This window comes from Jeongeupia sp. USM3, assembly GCF_001808185.1.
In the GTDB taxonomy this organism is placed as follows: Bacteria; Pseudomonadota; Gammaproteobacteria; order Burkholderiales; family Chitinibacteraceae; genus Jeongeupia.
On sequence record NZ_CP017668.1, the window covers coordinates 2,143,069 to 2,161,174 of the forward strand.

21 protein-coding genes and 1 riboswitch are annotated in these 18,106 nt (G+C 67.9%); of the genes, 12 read left to right on the forward strand and 9 right to left on the reverse strand.

Features of this window, described 5'->3' with window-relative positions; translation table 11 throughout:
* The first annotated feature begins 51 nt into the window (after positions 1-51).
* The gene (locus tag BJP62_RS10130; protein WP_070529508.1) at positions 52-660 is read left to right on the forward strand and encodes a GGDEF domain-containing protein; all 609 of its coding nucleotides are present in this window, start codon (positions 52-54) and stop codon (positions 658-660) included.
* A gap of 66 nt (positions 661-726) precedes the next feature.
* Here the strand turns inward: BJP62_RS10130 and BJP62_RS10135 are convergent, their stop codons facing one another.
* The gene (locus BJP62_RS10135) at positions 727-2,547 is read right to left on the reverse strand and encodes a TonB-dependent receptor domain-containing protein (RefSeq protein WP_070529510.1); all 1,821 of its coding nucleotides are present in this window, start codon (positions 2,545-2,547) and stop codon (positions 727-729) included.
* 141 nt (positions 2,548-2,688) lie between these two features.
* Positions 2,689-2,880: riboswitch (cobalamin riboswitch) on the reverse strand.
* A gap of 63 nt (positions 2,881-2,943) precedes the next feature.
* On the opposite strand from BJP62_RS10135, the gene BJP62_RS10140 reads away from it, so the two are divergent.
* From BJP62_RS10140 to BJP62_RS10160, 5 genes are read left to right on the forward strand one after another with little or no spacing between them, the layout of a single operon-like run.
* Positions 2,944-3,195 (forward strand): hypothetical protein, encoded by a 252-nt coding sequence (locus tag BJP62_RS10140; protein ID WP_070529512.1) that lies wholly within the window; start codon positions 2,944-2,946, stop codon positions 3,193-3,195.
* Between the two features lie 49 nt (positions 3,196-3,244).
* Complete coding sequence (gene cobT / locus BJP62_RS10145; RefSeq protein ID WP_070529514.1) at positions 3,245-4,285, forward strand: nicotinate-nucleotide--dimethylbenzimidazole phosphoribosyltransferase; 1,041 nt, start codon at positions 3,245-3,247, stop codon at positions 4,283-4,285.
* The gene (locus BJP62_RS10150; RefSeq protein ID WP_070529516.1) at positions 4,282-4,884 is read left to right on the forward strand and encodes a histidine phosphatase family protein; all 603 of its coding nucleotides are present in this window, start codon (positions 4,282-4,284) and stop codon (positions 4,882-4,884) included. The genes cobT and BJP62_RS10150 overlap by 4 nt, the downstream gene beginning before the upstream one ends.
* Positions 4,878-5,624 (forward strand): adenosylcobinamide-GDP ribazoletransferase, encoded by a 747-nt coding sequence (gene cobS, locus BJP62_RS10155; protein ID WP_070529517.1) that lies wholly within the window; start codon positions 4,878-4,880, stop codon positions 5,622-5,624. Before BJP62_RS10150 ends, cobS begins: the two co-directional genes overlap by 7 nt.
* Positions 5,625-5,654: 30 nt before the next feature.
* On the forward strand, positions 5,655-5,918 hold the full coding sequence (locus tag BJP62_RS10160) for a hypothetical protein (RefSeq protein WP_070529518.1): 264 nt from the start codon (positions 5,655-5,657) through the stop codon (positions 5,916-5,918).
* Positions 5,919-5,957: 39 nt separating this feature from the next.
* On the opposite strand, the gene BJP62_RS10165 is transcribed toward BJP62_RS10160, so the two are convergent.
* Positions 5,958-6,152, reverse strand: coding sequence for a DUF3079 domain-containing protein (locus BJP62_RS10165; protein WP_070529521.1), 195 nt, complete (start codon positions 6,150-6,152; stop codon positions 5,958-5,960).
* A 179-nt stretch (positions 6,153-6,331) separates the two neighbouring features.
* Between BJP62_RS10165 and BJP62_RS10170 the strand changes: the two genes are divergently transcribed.
* On the forward strand, positions 6,332-6,760 hold the full coding sequence (locus BJP62_RS10170) for a GNAT family N-acetyltransferase (protein WP_070529523.1): 429 nt from the start codon (positions 6,332-6,334) through the stop codon (positions 6,758-6,760).
* Between the two features lie 150 nt (positions 6,761-6,910).
* Here the strand turns inward: BJP62_RS10170 and cobU are convergent, their stop codons facing one another.
* Positions 6,911-7,480 (reverse strand): bifunctional adenosylcobinamide kinase/adenosylcobinamide-phosphate guanylyltransferase, encoded by a 570-nt coding sequence (gene cobU / locus BJP62_RS10175; protein WP_070529525.1) that lies wholly within the window; start codon positions 7,478-7,480, stop codon positions 6,911-6,913.
* A 1-nt stretch (position 7,481) separates the two neighbouring features.
* Positions 7,482-8,360 (reverse strand): LysR substrate-binding domain-containing protein, encoded by an 879-nt coding sequence (locus BJP62_RS10180; RefSeq protein ID WP_070529527.1) that lies wholly within the window; start codon positions 8,358-8,360, stop codon positions 7,482-7,484.
* Positions 8,361-8,462: 102 nt separating this feature from the next.
* Between BJP62_RS10180 and BJP62_RS10185 the strand changes: the two genes are divergently transcribed.
* Complete coding sequence (locus BJP62_RS10185; protein ID WP_070529528.1) at positions 8,463-9,647, forward strand: MFS transporter; 1,185 nt, start codon at positions 8,463-8,465, stop codon at positions 9,645-9,647.
* A gap of 1 nt (position 9,648) precedes the next feature.
* Here the strand turns inward: BJP62_RS10185 and BJP62_RS10190 are convergent, their stop codons facing one another.
* From BJP62_RS10190 to BJP62_RS10200, 3 genes are all read right to left on the reverse strand, one after another.
* Positions 9,649-10,680: a zinc-dependent alcohol dehydrogenase family protein gene (locus BJP62_RS10190; RefSeq protein WP_070529530.1), complete on the reverse strand. Its 1,032-nt coding sequence runs from the start codon at positions 10,678-10,680 to the stop codon at positions 9,649-9,651.
* Positions 10,681-10,848: 168 nt separating this feature from the next.
* The gene (locus tag BJP62_RS18855; RefSeq protein WP_083300836.1) at positions 10,849-12,798 is read right to left on the reverse strand and encodes a glycoside hydrolase family 19 protein; all 1,950 of its coding nucleotides are present in this window, start codon (positions 12,796-12,798) and stop codon (positions 10,849-10,851) included.
* A 96-nt stretch (positions 12,799-12,894) separates the two neighbouring features.
* On the reverse strand, positions 12,895-13,635 hold the full coding sequence (locus tag BJP62_RS10200; protein WP_236943593.1) for a pseudouridine synthase: 741 nt from the start codon (positions 13,633-13,635) through the stop codon (positions 12,895-12,897).
* Between the two features lie 52 nt (positions 13,636-13,687).
* On the opposite strand from BJP62_RS10200, the gene rlmH reads away from it, so the two are divergent.
* The 3 genes from rlmH to fosX are packed head-to-tail and all read left to right on the forward strand — an operon-like array spanning position 13,688 to position 15,224.
* Entirely contained in the window at positions 13,688-14,158 is a 471-nt protein-coding gene (rlmH, locus tag BJP62_RS10205; protein ID WP_070529534.1) for a 23S rRNA (pseudouridine(1915)-N(3))-methyltransferase RlmH, read from the forward strand.
* Positions 14,159-14,160: 2 nt separating this feature from the next.
* Positions 14,161-14,802 carry a glutathione S-transferase family protein gene (locus BJP62_RS10210; RefSeq protein WP_070529535.1) on the forward strand — a complete coding sequence of 214 codons (642 nt, stop codon included), beginning with the start codon at positions 14,161-14,163 and terminating at the stop codon, positions 14,800-14,802.
* Positions 14,803-14,816: 14 nt separating this feature from the next.
* Positions 14,817-15,224, forward strand: a complete 408-nt coding sequence (fosX, locus tag BJP62_RS10215) for a FosX/FosE/FosI family fosfomycin resistance hydrolase (protein ID WP_070529537.1) — start codon at positions 14,817-14,819, stop codon at positions 15,222-15,224.
* An 81-nt stretch (positions 15,225-15,305) separates the two neighbouring features.
* Here fosX and BJP62_RS10220 read toward each other — a convergent pair whose 3' ends face one another.
* Complete coding sequence (locus BJP62_RS10220) at positions 15,306-15,680, reverse strand: hypothetical protein (protein WP_070529538.1); 375 nt, start codon at positions 15,678-15,680, stop codon at positions 15,306-15,308.
* Positions 15,681-15,984: 304 nt separating this feature from the next.
* On the opposite strand from BJP62_RS10220, the gene BJP62_RS10225 reads away from it, so the two are divergent.
* Entirely contained in the window at positions 15,985-16,575 is a 591-nt protein-coding gene (locus BJP62_RS10225) for a nucleoside triphosphate pyrophosphatase (RefSeq protein ID WP_070529540.1), read from the forward strand.
* 76 nt (positions 16,576-16,651) lie between these two features.
* Here the strand turns inward: BJP62_RS10225 and pncB are convergent, their stop codons facing one another.
* Positions 16,652-17,875 carry a nicotinate phosphoribosyltransferase gene (gene pncB / locus BJP62_RS10230; protein WP_070529541.1) on the reverse strand — a complete coding sequence of 408 codons (1,224 nt, stop codon included), beginning with the start codon at positions 17,873-17,875 and terminating at the stop codon, positions 16,652-16,654.
* Between the last annotated feature and the right edge of the window lie 231 nt (positions 17,876-18,106).

Consider the following 18,106-nt stretch of genomic DNA (forward strand, 5'->3'; position numbering starts at 1 on the left):
TAAGCCTGCACCCGGTCTACACTTGTTCCAAACGCCTGCGGGAGCACCGCCATGACCGAAAGCTGGATCGCCATCGCCTGGGGGACCGCCGCGCTGGGCTGGTTTGTCGCACTGATGCTGCTGCTCGCATGGCAGCGCGCCGGCGCACGCAGCGCGCCCGACGCGCCGCCGGCCAACGGCGGGGTCGACACGCTGAGCCAGTTGCCCGACCGCGCCCGCTTCCTCGACGCCGCGGCGCGCGAGGTCAACCGCTGCCAGCGCGCCGGTTACCCGCTGTCGGCGCTGCTGGTCGAACCCGAGCGGCTGCGCTGGTTCAACCAGCACTACGGCTACGACGCCGGCGACCGGCTGCTGCGCCACATTGCCGCCGCCTGCCTCGGCTGCGTGCGCGACTTCGACCTGATCGGCCGCTTCTCGCACAAGGAGTTCGCCATCCTGCTGCCCGACGCGACGCTGGCCGATGCGCAGGTCGCCGCGGCGCGGCTCGAGGCGGCGATCGCGTCGAGCTCGGTCACGCTCAAGGACGGCCGCGTGGTGCCGGTGACGGTGGCGATCGGCGCCGCGGCACTGGAAAGCGAGGCCGACACCGCCGACGACCTGCTGATCGCCGCCGACGAGGCGCGGGCCGCCGCGCAACGGCAGCAGGACACCGGCCATTGAGCACGGCGGCGCGCATGAAAAAAGGCCGGCGTGACGCCGGCCCTGCGATCGGACGCGCGGCCCCGCTTACTGGCCGCTGTAGCTCAGTTTGACGAACCACATCCGCCCGCCGGTGCTGTAGTACTGCGCCAGCTCGTAATCGCGGTCGAACGCGTTCAGCAGCTGCGCGCTGGCGCGCCACTGCCTGGCGATCTGGTACTCGAGGCCGAGGTCGAGCTTGCCGTAACCGGCCAGCGGCTTGGTGTTGGCCTGGTCGTCGTAGCGCTTGCCGGCCGCCTGCCAGCTGGCGTTCCAGCGCCAGTCGCCGATCGTCTGCGCAACCGTCGCACCGCCGTAGACCTTGGCGCGCCGCGCCAGCTGCTTGCCGGTGTCCTCGTTCTCCGGGTCCTGCCAGGTGACGTTGGCGCCAAGCTCGAACGCGCCGAGCGCGCCGTTGCCGTTCAGCGTCAGGCCGCGGATGCGTGCGGCATTGACGTTCTGCGGCGTGTAGTTGGCGTCGAGCGTGATCAGGTTGTCGATGCGGTTGTAGAACGCCGTCGCGTCGGCGCGCCAGTTGCCGCTCTGCCAGCGCAGGCCGCCGTCGACCGAACGGCCTTCCTCGGGCTTGAGGTTGGGGTTCGACGCCGGCGCAAAGCCCGGCCACGACGGGTAGTACAGGTCGACGAACGACGGCACGTGGAAGCTGGTGCCGGCGTTGGCGAACAGCTGCCAGCCCTCGACGAAGCGCCATGCGTAGCCGACGCCGCCGGTGGTCTTGCCGCCGAACTGGCTGTTGTCGTCGTAACGCACGTTGCCCTGCAGGTGGTGCGGGCCGAAGTCGTTCTGCCAGCCGGCCTGCACCGAGCTGTTGTAGCGCGTGGTCTGGTCGTACTCGGTGGTGCTGTCGAGCGATTCGCGCAGGTACTCGGCGCCGATCAGCCACTGGCCGACGCCGCTCTTGAGGATGTTGGTCCACTGGAACTGCTGCTGCGTCGTCGCGGTATTGCTTGGATAGCTGCTGTCGGTCACATAGCGGTCACGGCCGACGCCGGCGAGGAAGTTGCTCTGCCACCAGTCGTTGACCTTGACGTTGGCGTACGCTGCCCCGGCCGACTGGGTCCGGTGGCTGAGCGGGTCCTGGTCGTAGGCGCCGCCGTCGTAGTCGGCCTGGGTGTCGACATAGGTGCCGCGCACGCCGACCTCGACGTTGTCGCCGAAGAAATGGCTCAGGTTGGCATTGGCGCTGCGCTGACGCCAGGCGTCGCGGTCGGCTTCGTAATAGATGCTCTTCGGCTTGGTCAGGTTGAAGCCGTCGCTGTTGTGCGCATCGACCGACACCGAGAAGCGCGTGTCGCCGACGGTACCGCCGACATTGGCGCTGCCGCCGAAGGTCCGGTCGCTGCCGGCGTCGACGCTGACGCTGCCGGCAGGCGCACCCTTGCCGCTCTTGGTGAAGATCTGCACCACGCCGCCGACCGCGTCGGCGCCGTACAGGCCCGACGCCGAACCGCGGACGATTTCGATCCGGTCGATCATCGACACCGGGATCGTGTCGAAGGCGCTCGAGCCGTCGGCACCGGGCGCGAGGCGCTGGCCGTCGAGCAGCACCAGCGTCTGGTTGGCATTGGCGCCGCGCAGGTAGAGGCTGGCCGGCTGGCCAAGGCCGCCGGTGCGGGCGAATTCGACGCCCGGCACGCGCGACAGCACTTCGCCGAGCGTCTTGTTGCCGGCTTGCTGCAGCTCGCGGGCGTTGATCACCGTGGTGTCGCTCGACAGCGACGAGCGCGGCGAGGCGACGCGGGTCGCGGTGACGATCACCGGGTCGGCATCGAAACTGGGAACATCCGCGGCACAGGCAAAACCGGCGGACAGGAACAGCGGCAGGCACCGCAATCTGGCTTGCAACATCACATCACTCCGTAGCATTCGCCCCACGCGAACGCGATGGCGGCTGGCGCCGCCTCAAGGCTTGGGCAAAACAACGGAAGACGCGCAATGCAACGCGGCGCCACGGCGCCGCGAATCCTGACGGCCGCACCCCGGGCCCTCCGTTTCGTCGAATCCGCAGGCCGGTCTCCGGGCTCGCCGCTCCGGCGCCCGCCTTCCCGTCGACTCGACAGTGGCGTGATGGGCGCGTTCATTGCGGCTTACCGTTGCGGGGGCAGCTCAGGCCTTGGAGACGACTCCTCACCTGATTCCCGTTTCACCCCCGAGGGGGCACCTTGCGAAAGCGCGCGGATTGTACCATGCACCCGGCATGCCCCGGCCGGACTAGACTGGTGTATCCGGACACGGGAGCCCACCATGAGCGTCACCCCCATCGGCCCGACGATCGAAACCTTCGAAACCGGCGGCCTGCACAAGCACCTCGACTCGATCGAGGCCGCGCTCGACTACACGCTGATCAAGCGCGAGAACAGCGACGGCCCGCTGTACGAGCTGTGGGACGCCGCCTACGACGCGCTGGCCGACGCGGCACGCTCGCGCGATCCGGCCGATCTGGCCGAAGCGCGGGCCCGGCTCGAGGAAGCGATCGGCGTGGCCGGCCGCGCCTGACCGCCGCGTGCTAGCCTGTCGGTTTAAACCGTTTCCCACGCCCACCGCCATGTCCAAGATCGATCCCGCCATCGCCGCCGCCGCGCTCGCGCACCAGAACACGCTGACGAAGCCACCGGGCAGCCTTGGCCGGCTCGAGGCGCTGGCGGTCTGGTTCGCCGCGCGCCAGGGCAATGTCGTGCCGCTCAGGCTGCAGCCGGCCATTGTCGTCTTCGCCGCCGACCACGGCGTCGCCGCCGAAGGGGTATCGGCGTTTCCGATGGAAGTCACCGGGCAGATGGTCGCGAACTTCGTCACCGGCGGCGCCGCGATCAACGTGCTGGCGCGCGAAGCCGGCGCCGCGCTGAGCATCATCGACGTCGGCGTCGCCCACGATTACCCCTACCCGGCGCAGACGGTCGCGCCGCTGTTCCGCACGCCGGTCGCGCGCGGCACGCACAACCTGCGCCGCGAGGCGGCGATGAGCGTCGCCGAAGCGACGCTGGCGTGGAACATCGGCCGCGAATCGGCGCTCGAGGCCATCGGCCGCGGCAAGAACCTGCTGGTCGGCGGCGAGATGGGCATCGCCAACACCACCGCCGCGGCCTGCCTGGCCGTCGCGCTCGCGGGCATCAGCGCCGACGACGCGGTCGGCAACGGCACCGGCATCGACGACGCGCGTCGTCTCCACAAGGTCGCCGTCGTCGCCGACGCGGTCGAACGCGCCCGGGCCGCCGGCGCGGGCAATGCGCGCGAATGGCTGGCCGAGGTCGGCGGACTCGAGATCGCCGCGCTCGCCGGCTTCTACAGTGCCGCCGCCCACGCCGGCGTGCCGGTGCTGCTCGACGGCTTCATCAGCACCGCCGCCGCGCTGGTCGCCGTGCGCGACGACCCGGCCGTCGGCGACTGGCTGCTCGCCAGCCACTGCTCGCACGAGCGCGGCCACCGCGCGCTACTGGCGGCACTGCGGCTCGAACCGCTGGTCGACCTTGGGCTGCGGCTCGGCGAGGCCAGCGGCGCGGCGCTGGTGCTGCCGTTGCTGCAGAGCGCGCTGGCGCTGCACCGCGACATGGCGACCTTCGCCAGCGCCGGCGTCAGCGACGGCCAATGAGCGGCCACAGGCTGACCCTGCTGCGTCATGGCGAAACAACGCCCGCCGGGCTGATCGGCCGGCACGATGCGCCGCTGTCGCCGCTCGGCTGGCAGCAGTTGCGGCAGCGCCGGGACGGGCTTGATGCCGCCGACCCGATCCGCGCGGTCGCGACGTCCGGCCTCGCGCGCTGCCATGACTTCGCCGCCGACACCGCAAGGCAGCGCGCACTGCAGTGCCACGTCGATATGGCATTTGCCGAACTCGATTGCGGCGCGCTCAACGGCCATGCCGTCGCCGGCCTGACCGATGCCGACGCGATGACCTACCAACGCTGGCAGGCCGACCCGACCGCGGCACTGCCCGGCGGCGAGGACTGGGCAACGTTCACCGCCCGGATCGACGCCGGCCTGCGCCGCTGGCTGGCCGGTGCCAACGACGGCCACCACCTGCTCGTCACCCACGGCGGCGTGATCAAGGCGCTGCTGCTGCGCTGGCTCGGCCTGCCGCCAACACGCCACGGCCAGTTCTGGCCCGGCCACGCCGCCCATGTCAGCGTCTGGTGGACGCCCGACTACCCGCCGGTGCTGCTTGCGATGGAGCTGGAGGCGCCATGCTGAGCTTCGACTGGCGCAGCCCGGTGCTCGCGGTGCAGTTCCTCACCCGGCTGCCGACGCCGCAGGTCCGCGACTTCAAGCCCGAGCTGCTCGCCGGCGCCGTCGGCTGGTTCCCGGCGGTCGGCCTCCTGATCGGCGTGCTGCTGACGATACCGGTCGCACTGCTCGCGCCGCTGCAGCCGTGGCTGGCCGCGCTGGTCGGGCTGGCCGGCTGGGCATGGATCACCGGCGGGCTGCATCTCGACGGCCTCGCCGACCTCGCCGACGGCCTCGGCGCCGCGCACCGCGACCGGGAACGCTTCCTCGCGGTCGTCAAGGACCCGCATGTCGGCAGCTTCGGCGTGCTGGTGCTGGTGCTGCAGTGCGCCGCCAAGCTGGTGCTGCTGATGCTGGTCTGCCGGCTTGGCCACTGGTGGCTGCTGGTCCTTGCCCCGGCCTGGGCGCGCTGGGGCGTGTTCCGCTGGCAGACGCTGCCGCCGCTGGCGCCGGGCATGGCCGAACAGTTCGGCTGGGATCGCAGCAACGCCGTGTGGTTCTGGACCGGCCTGCTGGTGACGATGTCGCTGCTGCTGGCGCCGGCGCTGCTCGCCGCGCCGTTCATCGTCTGGGCCTACCGCCGCTGGCTCAAGCGCCGGCTCGGCGGCGTCAGCGGCGACTGCCTCGGCGCCGGCGTCGAGATCACCGAAACCGCACTGCTGCTGACCGGCGTACTGGCGACGCTGTTCGGCAGCCTGGCGTTATAATCCCCTCCCCCCAGCCCGAGGAAGACCACCATGAAAATCGTCCGCATCATCGAAGTCTGGGAAAAAGGCCTCGACGGCGCGCTTGTCGGCGAACTGCCGGTTGCCGACACCGTCACGACCGCCTTCCTGCTCGGCCTGTTCGCCAAGGAACAGAAAAAGCCCGACCCGCACATGCAGCTCTCGTACATCCTCAACGAAGGCCACATCGCCGCGCTGCAGCCCTACGTCGCCCAGCAGCTCGACCCGACGCGCCACGACTACATCCTCAGCGCCCACGGCGAGCCGGATTACTGAGCTCCGCCGCCCGGAGCGCCGGCATGGAATCGGCGAGACTCAGTCGCGCTTGGCCGATTCCGTCCCTGGCTCGTCCGGCGCATCGTCAAGCCAGTCGTCGCCAAAAATTTCGATCGGGTGCTGTGTCCGCGACGAGCCGTTGCCACAGCGCATGGCCGAGGTCGCGCAGTATTTGTCGCAGCCCCAGCAGATGCGTTCCGGGTGAGCCGGCCGGGCCGGAAAAGGTTTTGCCATTTAATCTGTGCCCGTGCTGCGAAGCGTGCTGCCGCCAGCAGCAACCGCCCCGCTGGATTGGAATCTGATGCGCAAGCCTGGATAGTAGTTTACTAGCGCAACCATGTGACGGGCTGGTTTGTAATTGTTTATTGCAACTTAAATCCGATCGTAAGCGCAGCAATCGAGGCCAGCCGCCCATGCCGTCAGTCCGCATCAGTACCGATCCTGCCGAACAGGACATCGCGCTCATCCACCGTTTCCTCGCCGAAGAGTCGAAATGGGCGCGCGGGATACCGCTCGAACTGGTGCGCGAATCGGTCGCCAACTCGCTGAACTTTGGCCTGTTCGTCGGCGATGCGCAGGTCGGCTACGCCCGGGTGGTGAGCGATTACGCGACCTTCGCCTACCTGCTCGACGTGTTCGTGCTCGAACCGCAGCGCGGCAACGGTTACAGCCGGCGGCTGATGGACGCGGTGATCGCGCATCCGCGCCTGCAGGGCCTGCGCCGCTTCATGCTGTTCACCAGCAGCGCGCACGGGCTGTACGAAAAGTACGGTTTCACCCCGCCGGCGTATCCGGACACGATGATGGAAATCATGGTGCCGAACGCCTACGCCGCCCGCTGACTCAGGCCGGCAACGCGCCCCTGAGTACCGGCAGCAGACCCTCGGCGACGTGACATCGGATCGTCGTACCGGCCTCAAACCGGCGGCAGCGCACCCTTGAGCATCAGCGGCAGGCCGGCGGCGACGTGATATCGAACCGTCGCACCGGCCTCAAGCCGGCGGCAGCGCACCCTTGAGCATCAGCGGCAGGCCGGCGGCGACGAAGGCTGCGTTGTCGCACAGCGCCGCGACCGCCTGATTCAGCCGGCCCGCCTCGTCGACGAAGGCGCGGTTGATCGCGCCGAGCGGCACGATGCCAAGGCCGACCTCGTTGGCGACGAGCACAACGTCGCCGGGCACCTCGGCCAGCGCCGCCAGCAAGGCGTCGCGCTCGACAGCCAGCCGGGCCGGCAACGCGATCACGCCGGTTTCCGGATGCTCGGCGCCATCGCTGAACAGCAGGTTCGCCAGCCAGACCGTCAGGCAGTCGACCAGTACCAGCCGGCCCGGCGTCGCCTCGCGGCGGATCGCGTCGGCCAGCGCCAGCGGCGCTTCGACCGTGGTCCAGCCCGCCGGACGGCGTGCACGGTGATGGGCGATCCTTGCCGCCATCTCGGCGTCACCGGGATGTCGCGTCGCCGTGACGATCACCGCAATGTCGCGGCCGGAAGCCAGCGCCAGCCGCTCGGCCAGCGCGCTCTTGCCCGAACGAGCGCCGCCGAGGATCAGTGTCGTCGCCATCTCATGCCTCCTTGGCCGCGTCGACGACCAGTTCGACAAACGCCTGCGCCGCCGGGGTCGGCCGGCGCGCCCAGACGCAGTAGACGCACCGCGTCGGCGCGTCGCTGACCGGTACGGCGACGATGCCGTCCAGCGATGTCACCGATCCGGCCGGCATCATGCCGACGGCGAGGCCCTGACGGACGATGCGCTCGAGCAGGCCGACGTGGTCGATCTCGAAATGCACGCTGCGGACTACGCCGGCGCGGTCGAATGCTTCGTCGGTCTGGCGGCGCGCGGCGCAGCCGGCGGTGTAGTCGACCCAGCGCTCGGCGGCGAGCGACTGCAGGCTCAGTTCGGCCGCGCCGGCCAGCGGATGCGCCGGCGGCAGCACCGCGACCAGCGCCTCGTCGCACAGCAGCAGCGCGTTGAGGCCGGTGATGTCCTCGCCGGGCCACAGGCCGACGAAGGCGACGTCGACGCGGTGTTCGCGCACGTCGGCGAGCATCACCTCGCTCATCCCCGAGCCGAGCCGGATGTCGACCTGCGGATGGCGGCGGTGGAATTCGCCCAGCAGCGCGACGGTGTCGGGTGCGGTCAGCGCCGAGATCACCGACACCGACAGCGTGCCGCGGATCTGCCCGGTGGCGGCGGCGACCTCGTCGCGGACGCGCTGGGCGTCGTGCAGCAGCTGCCGCGCCGCCGGCAGGAAGGCGCGGCCGGCCGGCGTCAGCCGCACCCGGCGCGAGGTGCGCTCGAACAGCGGCGCGCCGAGCTCGTCCTCGAGCCGGGAAATCTGGTGGCTGAGCGCCGACTGCACCGTGTGGCAGGTTTCGGCGGCGCGGGTGAAGTTCTCGCAATCGGCAACCGCGACGGCGTACTCGATCTGGCGCAGGTTCATTGCATCGTGAAAAATGATCAATCCGATCAAAACAATACATTGGCGTGATCGAACTTGCCAGTGGGATACTGCTTGCCAATTCAATGTTTCAGGATGCAAGCAATGTCCGCATCGACCGCAAAACTCACGCCGGCACTGGTCGCGCTGATGGCCTTCGCCACCGGCCTCGCCGTCGCCAGCAACTATTACGCCCAGCCGCTGCTGCACACGCTGGCCGAAACCTTCGGCGTGTCGACCGGCACCGCCGGGCTGATCGTCACCGCCGCGCAGCTCGGTTATGCGATCGGCCTGGTGCTGCTGGTACCGCTGGGCGACCTGCTCGAACGCCGTGCACTGATCGTGTCGATGACTTTGCTCGGCGCGGTCGGGCTGCTGATCACCGCCAGCGCCCAGCACATCGGCATGATGCTGTTCGGCACCGCGCTGACGGCGCTGTTCTCGGTCGTTGCGCAGGTCCTGCTGCCGTTCGCGGCGGCGCTGGCGGCGCCCGAACAGCGCGGCCGCGTCGTCGGCACGATCATGAGCGGGCTGCTGCTCGGCATCCTGCTGGCGCGCACCGTCGCCGGCGTGCTCGCCGGCATCGGCAGCTGGCGCACTGTGTACTGGGTGGCCGCGCCGCTCTTGGTACTGACGGCGCTGGCGCTGTGGCGTGCGCTGCCGACGCACAGGGAGCCCAATACGCTGCGCTACCCGCAACTGCTGGCGTCGGTGTTCGCGCTGCTGCGCGAGGAACCGGTGCTGCGGCTGCGCGCACTGCTCGGCGGGCTGTCGTTCGCGATTTTCAGCGTGCTGTGGACGCCGATGGCCTTCCTGCTGTCGAGCGCGCCCTACCACTACTCGGACGTGGGCATCGGCCTGTTCGGCCTCGTCGGCGCGGCCGGCGCGCTGGCGGCGGGCTACGCCGGACGGCTGGCCGACCGCGGCCAAGGCGAGCGCGCCACGCTGCAGGGGCTCGTGCTGCTGCTGGCGTCGTGGCTGCCGATCGCCTTTGCCGAATACTCGATCGCGGCCTTCGTCGTCGGCATCCTCGTGCTCGATCTCGCGGTGCAGGCGGTGCACGTCAGCAACCAGAGCGCGATCTACCGGCTGCGCCCCGAGGCGCGCAGCCGGCTGACCTCGGCGTACATGACCTGCTACTTCATCGGCGGCGGCAGCGGCTCGCTGCTGTCGGCGTGGGCCTACAGCCACGGCGGCTGGCCGCTGGTGTGCGGGCTCGGCGCCGCGTTCAGCGCCGCCGGTGTCGCCGTCTGGCTGCTGGCGACGCGGCGCGAACCGGCTGCCGCCTGACTCAGGCCTCGATGATCACCTTCAGCGCTGCATTGCCGGCCGCATTGCCGAAGGTGTCGTAGGCGGCGAGGATGTCGCCGAGCGCAAAGCGGTGGGTGACGAGCCGGCCCGGATCGAGCTTGCCGGCGACCACGGTCTTGAGCAGCATCGGCGTGGTGCGCGCATCGACCAGGCCGGTGCGCAGGGTGATGTTGTGGCTCCACAGCCGCTCGAGGTGCAGCTCGACCTTGACGCCATGCACGCCGAGCACGGCGATGTTGCCGCCGGCGGCGATGATGTCCTCGCACAGCGTGAACGTCGCCGGCACGCCGACCGCCTCGATCGCGACATCGACGCCGCGCCCGCCGGTCAGCGCCATCACGGCCCCGGCGGCGTCGCCGCTGCCCACCGTGTCGGTGGCGCCGAACTGCCGCGCCACCTGCAGCCGGTGCTCGTCCAGATCGATCATGATGATCCGTGCCGGCGAATAGAACTGCGCGGTCAGCAGCGCCGCCAGCCCCACCGGGCCGGCGCCGACGATGGCGACGGTGTCGCCGGGGGCAACCCGGCCGTTGAGCACGCCGCATTCGAAACCGGTGGGCAGGATGTCGCTGAGCATGACCAGCGCTTCCTCGTCGACACCGGCCGGCAACGGGTAGAGGCTGGTGTCGGCGTGCGGAATGCGCACCTTCCCGGCCTGCGTGCCGTCGATCTCGTTGCCGAGGATCCAGCCGCCGGTCGTGCAGTGCGAATACATGCCCTTCTTGCAGAACTCGCACTTGCCGCAGGCGGTGATGCACGAAATCAGCACCTTGTCGCCGGGCTTGAATGCGCTGACGGCCGGGCCGACGGACTCGACGACGCCGACGCCTTCATGGCCGAGGATGCGGCCCGGCGTACAGCTCGGCACGTCGCCCTTGATGATGTGCAGGTCGGTGCCGCAGATGGTGGTCTTGGTGATGCGGACGATCGCATCGTCCGCTTGCTGCAGTACGGGGTCGGGACGGTCTTCCAGCGAAATCCTGCCGGGGCCGCCAAAAACCAGCGCTTTCATGACAGATCCTCCGTGATCCGGTCTGTCCAGCGTCCTCCGGCAAAAGCCCGGCCGGATTGATGCAGGTCAACCGGCCACCGATGTAAGCGAAACTACATCGGGCAGGCCCGCCACCGCCATGAAAAACGGCGACCCGAAGGTCGCCGCTGCTGCATCTGCAGGTGCGGATTACTTGGTGTTGTCGATCACGATCTGGCCGTTGTACTTCACCTGGCCGCGGAACATGTAGTCGACGCACTGCTTGTAGTCACCCGGATTGGCGAGCGAGAACGGCATCTGGTAGTCGACCAGCTGGCACGCCCACGACACGCCGCCCGGGTTGCTGCCGTTGTAGCCCCAGTTCTTGTCGAGGTAGGCCTTGGTCGCAGCGGCCGAACCCGGCTGGAAGCCCTTCATGCTGGCGCAACCGAGGACCTCGCTGGCCGGCACCGGCACGGCCAGTTCGCGGGCAAATTCCTTGTACGCCGCGATCCGGTTCAGCACCTGCGACTTCTCGGTACCGCCGCCGCACTCGATGCCGCCGTTGATGATGTGCACGGTGGCGCCGAAGCCCGGGCTCATGTTGTTGGCCTGGTCGACCGCGTTCGGCACCCAGGTGCCGTCGACGACCCAGGTCATCGGCGGCTTGGGCGATTGCGGGTAGACCGCGAACCAGATCGCCGAGGCGAAGTTCAGCCAGGTGTCCGCTACGCGACCTGGATTGTCGAGCAGCACGTTGACGTCGCCGTACAGCGACTTGCTAAAGGCACCGTAGTTGTAGTTCCACGAGAGCTGCTTGGAGCCGCGGCCGAAGTAGTCGATCGTCTGGCCCGAGGCGTTCTGGCTGCACGGGTAGAAGACCGAGAAGATCGAGCTGCCGGTACCGCGGAAGCAGTCCTGGTACGCCCCGACGGCCGAGCCCTCAACATAGCCGTTCTCGCGCAGGTACCACAGCGCCTGCTTGTACGTCGGGATCGCCTCGTTCTGCGGCATCGTCGCCAGCACCGGGTTGTTCTGCGCCGGATAGCTGCGCGCGGTCGCCGGGGTCAGCGCCGGCCAGTTGGCACCGGTTTCCTGGACGAAGTGGGCGAACGAGGTCGCCAGCAGCTTGCGGCAGATCGCATCGGCATCGCGGCCGTCACCGTAGTTGTCGCAATACGCCGGGAACTTGGCCACGCCGCGCAGGAAGTTCACGTAGGTGTAGCCGATGTTGCGCACCGGGAAGAACGAATCGAACTTCGCTTCGCCGAGCACGCGCTCGACGCGCTTCACGTTGTCCGGATTGGCGGCGCGCCCCGGCACCACGGCTTCGACTTCGGTATCGGGCAGCACGCGCAGCGCGGCACGGATGCGGGCGATGGCGCCGGCGTCGGTACCGGCCTGCGATGCCAACGCGTTCTCGGCGGCGGTGAACTGCGCATCGGTCGGGTAGCCGGCCGGCGCGGCGATGAAGCTCACCTGCGGCTTGTACGACGCCGGTGCGGGCGTCGGGGTCGGGGTCGGGGTCGGCGTCGGCGTCGGCGTCGGAGTCGGAGTCGGAGTCGGAGTCGGGGTCGGCGTCGGCGTCGGCGTGCCGGAGCAGGCGCCCAGATCGTTCCACGGCTGGCCTTCACCGGTGCTGCTCGACGGCACGTTGTTCTGCGTCCACCACTTGGCCTGATAGTTGCGGCCGTTGTAGCTGACCGTCGCGCCACCGTTGTACGCGGTGCTCGACGACCACGCCGCGGCGGTGCAGCCGGACGGCGCAGGGGTTGGCGCAGGGGTTGGCGCAGGGGTCGGCGCCGGAGTCGGCGCGGGGGTCGGCGCGGGGGTCGGCGCGGGGGTCGGCGCGGGGGTCGGCGCCGGAGTCGGTGCGGGCGTCGGTGCGGGCGTCGGTGCGGGCGTCGGTGCGGGCGTCGGCGTCGGTGTGGGGGTCGGCGTACCGCTGCCGATCTTCTTCCACAGCGTCGGCGTCGAGGCCGGGTTCCAGTTGGCGCCGACGTAGGCGGTATGCGTGACCAGTGCCTGGTAATCGCTGCCGCTGTAAGACACGTAGCTGCCGGCGGTGTAAGTCTGGCCTTCCTGCCACGCCGGGTAGGCGGCGTAGGCATGCGCCGTGACGGCGACCGCGAGCGCGGCCGCAATGCGGTGGTATTGCATCGTCTCCATCCTTTTCTTCGGGGGCCGCTCGGACGGCGGCATGCCGGCGAGGATATGCCCCGGATGGCGACGGAACGCTCGTCGCTGACAACCGGCCTAGCCGGACCAGACCGTTTGTAAGTTGCCCAGCGACGCTTGTGCAATGCGGCAGGCGTCGGTCACGAACAGGCTGCCGGCACAGGGCGGGCAGTAGAACGCATGCGCGCCGTCAATCCAGTCGAACGCCAGCAGCGTCGCGTGCAGGTAGCCGCGATCGGCCTCGCTGCCGCCGTAGCGCGTGTCGCCGACGATCGGCGCCGAGATGCTTTTCATCGCCACCCGCAGCTGGTGGGTGCGGCCGGTATACGGTTTGAGTGCATACAGCCGCAACCCCGGCGAGACACTGGCGCTGACGAAGCGCGTTTTCGCGAACAGCGCATCCTCGCGCGTCAGCCGCCAGTTGCCGCCGCGCCCGGCCGCCATGCCGCCGCTGATCATGCCCTGCTTCTTCGCCGGCTTGCGGTCGGACAGCGCCAGATACACCTTGTCCATCTCGCGCGCGGCAAAGCGTTCGCCGAATGCGCTGGCGGCGTCGTTTGACGTCGCCAGCACGATCAGCCCCGAGGTGATCGCATCGAGCCGGTGCACCGGCCACAACGGCGCGCCGTAAAGCTCGCGGATGCGCTCGACCAGGCCGGGCGTGTCGCGCTCGCGGTGGAACGACAGGTTCGGCGGCTTGTAGGCAACGACGAAATCCGCCGCCGCGTGCAGCACGGCCGGCTGCCACGGATCGGGCGGGACAAGCTCGGGCAGCGCACAGGCTGGACCGGAAGGCAGATCGGCGGACTGATCGGACACGGGGGAACTCGCAGCGCGTAAAATCGGCCCATTTTACCGGCGGAACACAGCCATGAAGCTCATCATCATCGCCGTCGGCCACAAGATGCCCGGCTGGATCGAGGACGGATTCGCCGAATACCAGAAACGGCTGCCGCGCGAGTTTGCGCTGACGCTGGTCGAGCTCAAGCCGGACAAGCGTGCCGGCAGCAAGACGCCGCAGCAGGTCATGCAGGAGGAAGCCGAACGCATCCTCGCCGCGATCCCGCAGGGCGCGCGCGTGCTGGCGATGGACGAACGCGGCGCCAACTGGACGACGATGGCGCTCGCCGAAAAGATGAAGGCCTGGCACGTCGACGGCCGCGATACCGTGTTCATCATCGGCGGCACCGACGGCCTCGACCCCAGCGTCAAGCAGCGCGCCGACCAGTTACTGCAGCTGTCGGCGATGACCTTGCCGCACGGCATGGTGCGGGTGCTGCTGGCCGAACAGCTGTACCGGGCGTATTCGATCCTGCACAACCACCCCTACCATCGGGAGTGACCATGTACGAACTGCACTACTACCCCGGCAACGCCAACCTTGCGCCGCACATCGTCCTCGAGGAGCTGGGTGCCGCGCACACGCTGCGCCTCGTCGACCGGACGCAGAACGCGCACAAATCGGCCGACTACCTGAAGCTGAACCCGACCGGGCGGATTCCGGTACTGGTCGACGACGCTCTGGTGCTGTTCGAAACCGCGGCGATCTGCCTGCATCTGGTCGACCGGCACCCGGAGGCCGGCCTCGCCCCGGCGGTGGGCAGCAGGGAGCGGGCGCACTTCTACAAGTGGCTGGTCTACCTGACCAACACGCTGCAGGCCGAGACGCTGACCTATTTCTACCCCGAACGGCTGTGCGATGACGCGGCGCAGGCCGACGTCATCCGGCACCACGCCGAAGTGCGGATCAACGAGATGCTCGACCTGCTCGAAGCCGAGTTTGCCCGTCACGGCGGCTCGTGGCTGCTCGGCGAGCACTACAGCGCCGCTGACGCCTACCTGCTGATGCTGTGCCGCTGGACGCGCGGCATGCACCGGCCGGCGCGCAGCCGCCCGCATCTGGCCGCCTTCCTCGCCCGCGGCATGGCGCGGCCGGCGGTGCAGCGCGCGTTCGCCGCCGAAGGCATCGGCGAACCGTATTACTGAAATGACGACCTGAAATGGCAATACGCGGCATCAGCCACCTGACCTTCATCGTCCGCGACCTCGATCGCAGCGCACGGCTGCTGACCGAGGGACTCGGCGCCGACGAGGTCTACGACAGCGACGACCGGCAGTTTTCGCTCTCGCGCGAAAAGTTCTTCGTGCTCGGCGGCGTGTGGCTGGCGCTGATGGAAGGCGAACCGGTCGAACGCTCCTACCGCCACGCTGCATTTGCGCTCGACGACGCCGACCTGCCCGCCTACGCAGCGCGGCTGGCCGCGCTCGGCGTCGAAATCAGGCCGCCACGGCCGCGCGTCGACGGAGAAGGACAATCGCTGTATTTCTACGATTACGACAACAATCTGTTCGAATTGCACACCGGCACGCTGGCACACCGATTGGCGCAATATCGGCGCGGGCAATAAAAACCGGTTCCGCAATGCGGAATTATACGGCGATCCGAATCCTGTTCAGATCGCCGCATTCACGCGCCATTCCAGCAACGGTCATTCCAGATAATCGATCAGGATTTTCGATATCTTTCCATCCAGGCCATCCTTGTAATAACTGGTCACCACCACATTGCCGCCATCCAGATTGGCGCTGCTATTGAAGCTGCCGACAACGACGGCCCCCGGAATCGGCCCCTTGATGACGATTTTGGCCCAGTCGTCGCCTTCGCTGGCCGACGGGCTGTCGTAGACCTTGATCAGGGTCATGCCGGGAATGCCTTCCAGCCTCAACGAGCGCGCTTCGTCATTGCTGAAGCCATGATCGCCGTTCTTGCAGTCGATGTTGTAGTTTGCGCCACCATTCAGCGTATTGCCGACCTGATTCTGCGTTGCGCCATTCCCTTCCCAAAAGGTGATTTTTCCAGCCATGACCATCTCCGATTAAAAATAGCGACAATTGACCAAACAAATCGTTCGCTGAGCGATTTGACATCAACCCCAGCAAAACCACTCTAGTACACGGCAAAAAAAAAGCGATTGCGCATTATGACAGGTCATTCTTGCATATTCGCAAAAATGAAACAACAACTCGTAAGATATGCAATTGTTCCTTTCAATACTTTTCTTGTAAGATGGCGCGATTGCCATTGATCCGGCATCGGCGCGAATTGACCGCGACACGTCGGGCCGATTGGCCTCCTGCACCCGCAACCCGTATTCACCCAGGGACACCATGACCGACCTCTACCTCGCCTCCGGCAGCCCGCGCCGCCGTGAACTCCTCGGCCAGACCGGCGTCGCCTTCGAGCGCATCGTCGCCGAGATCGACGAGACGCCGCTCGGGAACGAAACCCCGCTGGATTACGTGAAACGGCTCGCCGCCGCCAAGGCCGAGGCCGGCTGGGCGGCGATGCACGGACAGGGGCTCGCAGCGCTGCCGGTGCTCGCCGCCGACACCACCGTTGCGCTCGGCAGCGTCATTCTCGGCAAGCCCGCCGATGCGGCCGACGCGACACGGATGCTCCAGCGACTGTCCGGCACCACCCACGACGTGCTGACCGGCGTCGGCCTGCGCACCGAAGCCGGCGTCGACGTGGTCGTGTCGGTGAGCCGCGTGACCTTCATGCAGCTGAGCGACGCACAGATCGCCGCGTATGTGGCGAGCGGCGAGCCGATGGACAAGGCCGGCGCCTACGGCATCCAGGGCCTCGGCGGGCTGTTTGTCGCCCGGCTTGAGGGCAGCTTCACCGGCGTCGTCGGCCTGCCGCTGCACGAGACAGCCATGCTGCTCGGCCGCCACGGCCTCGGCCGGCTCGCTGCATAGGCGCACGGCATAAAAAAGGGGCGACCCTCAGGTCGCCCGCAAGCTGCTCGACGCGGCAATGCCGCGCTCTCCTGTATCAACGCCCGGGCACGCATCCGGTTGACATCGGCAGGTCGAACACGTCGCCGAGGTAGTTGAGGAAATTCACGTCCTCGCACATGCCCTTGCCCGGGCTGTCGCTGACCTTGGCGACCGGCTGGCCGTTGCAGTAGAGCAGCTTGATGACGATCTGCAGTGGTGTGTGGCCGCAGTCGTTGGAGAGGTCGGTGCCGATGCCGAAGCTCGTCGGCGCGCGGCCGGCAAAGTGCCGGTACAGTGCGAACGCGCGCGGCAGGTCGAGCCCGTCGCTGAATACCAGCTGCTTGGTCGACGGGTCGATCTTCATCGTCCGGTAGTGGGCGATCGCCTTCTCGCCCCATGCGTACGGGTCGCCCAAATCGTGGCGCAGTCCGTCGAACAGCTTGCAGAAATACAGGTCGAAATCGCGCAGGAAGGCGTCGGTGCCGACGACGTCGGTCAGCGCGATGCCGAGGTCGCCGCGGTATTCGCGCACCCAGTGCTCAAGCGCGTTGCGCTGGAAGTCGCGCAGCCGCGAGCCGAAGGACTGAAACGCCTGCAGGTACTCGTGCGCCATCGTGCCGATCGGCGTGAGGCCGTGGCGCATCGCCAGCAACACATTGCTGGTGCCGCGGAAATACGGCTTCGCCTCGCGCGCCAGCGTCGCGACGACCTCCTCGTGCCAGGCGCGCGAGAAGCGCCTTCGGGTGCCGAAATCGTAGAAGATGAAATCGAAGCGCTGCGCCGGCTGGCGGGCGAAGTCGCGCAGCAGCGCCACCTTGGCGGCAAGGCGTTCGCGGCCGACCGCCAGCGCCGCGGTTTCGTCGACATGGCGGAAGTACACCTCGTTGACGATCGCCAGACAGTAGATCTCGAACAGCATGCAGTGGAGCATCGGTCCCCTGATCGAGATGGCCAGCCCGTCCGGCTCGTCGGCCGGCACCGACACGGTGACGAAATGCCGCTGCAACTGAAAGAGCCGCAGGAAGTCGATGAAGTCGGACCTGATGAAACGCAGCCCGCCGAGGAAGGCCAGCTCGTCTTCGGCGAAACGCAGCGTGCACAGGTGGTCGAGCTCGGCGTCGATCTCGGCCTTGAAGCGCGCCAGCGGCACATCGGGCACGTTGCGGCACTTGAAGCCGTATTCGGCGCGGGCCTCGGGCTGATGATGGAGGATCTCCTGCATCATCGTGAACTTGTACAGATCGGTATCGAGCAGCGAAGCAATCACCGGGCCGGTCATCGGGCCTCCTTGGTGGACGGGCAGCCGATTCTAAGTCGCCCGCCGCAGCGCGGCCATGGCAAGGCTTACCCATCGTATTGATTTGACATGAAATTTTTCAAAAATCTTACAAAATTCGCGCCATTCTGGTGATTTTATGATGTTTGACTTGGATCAAGGTCACATTCGTGCAACATTGCTTACATCCTCGAAGCGTCGCGGCAAAACCCGGGGTTAGAATGAACCGCATAA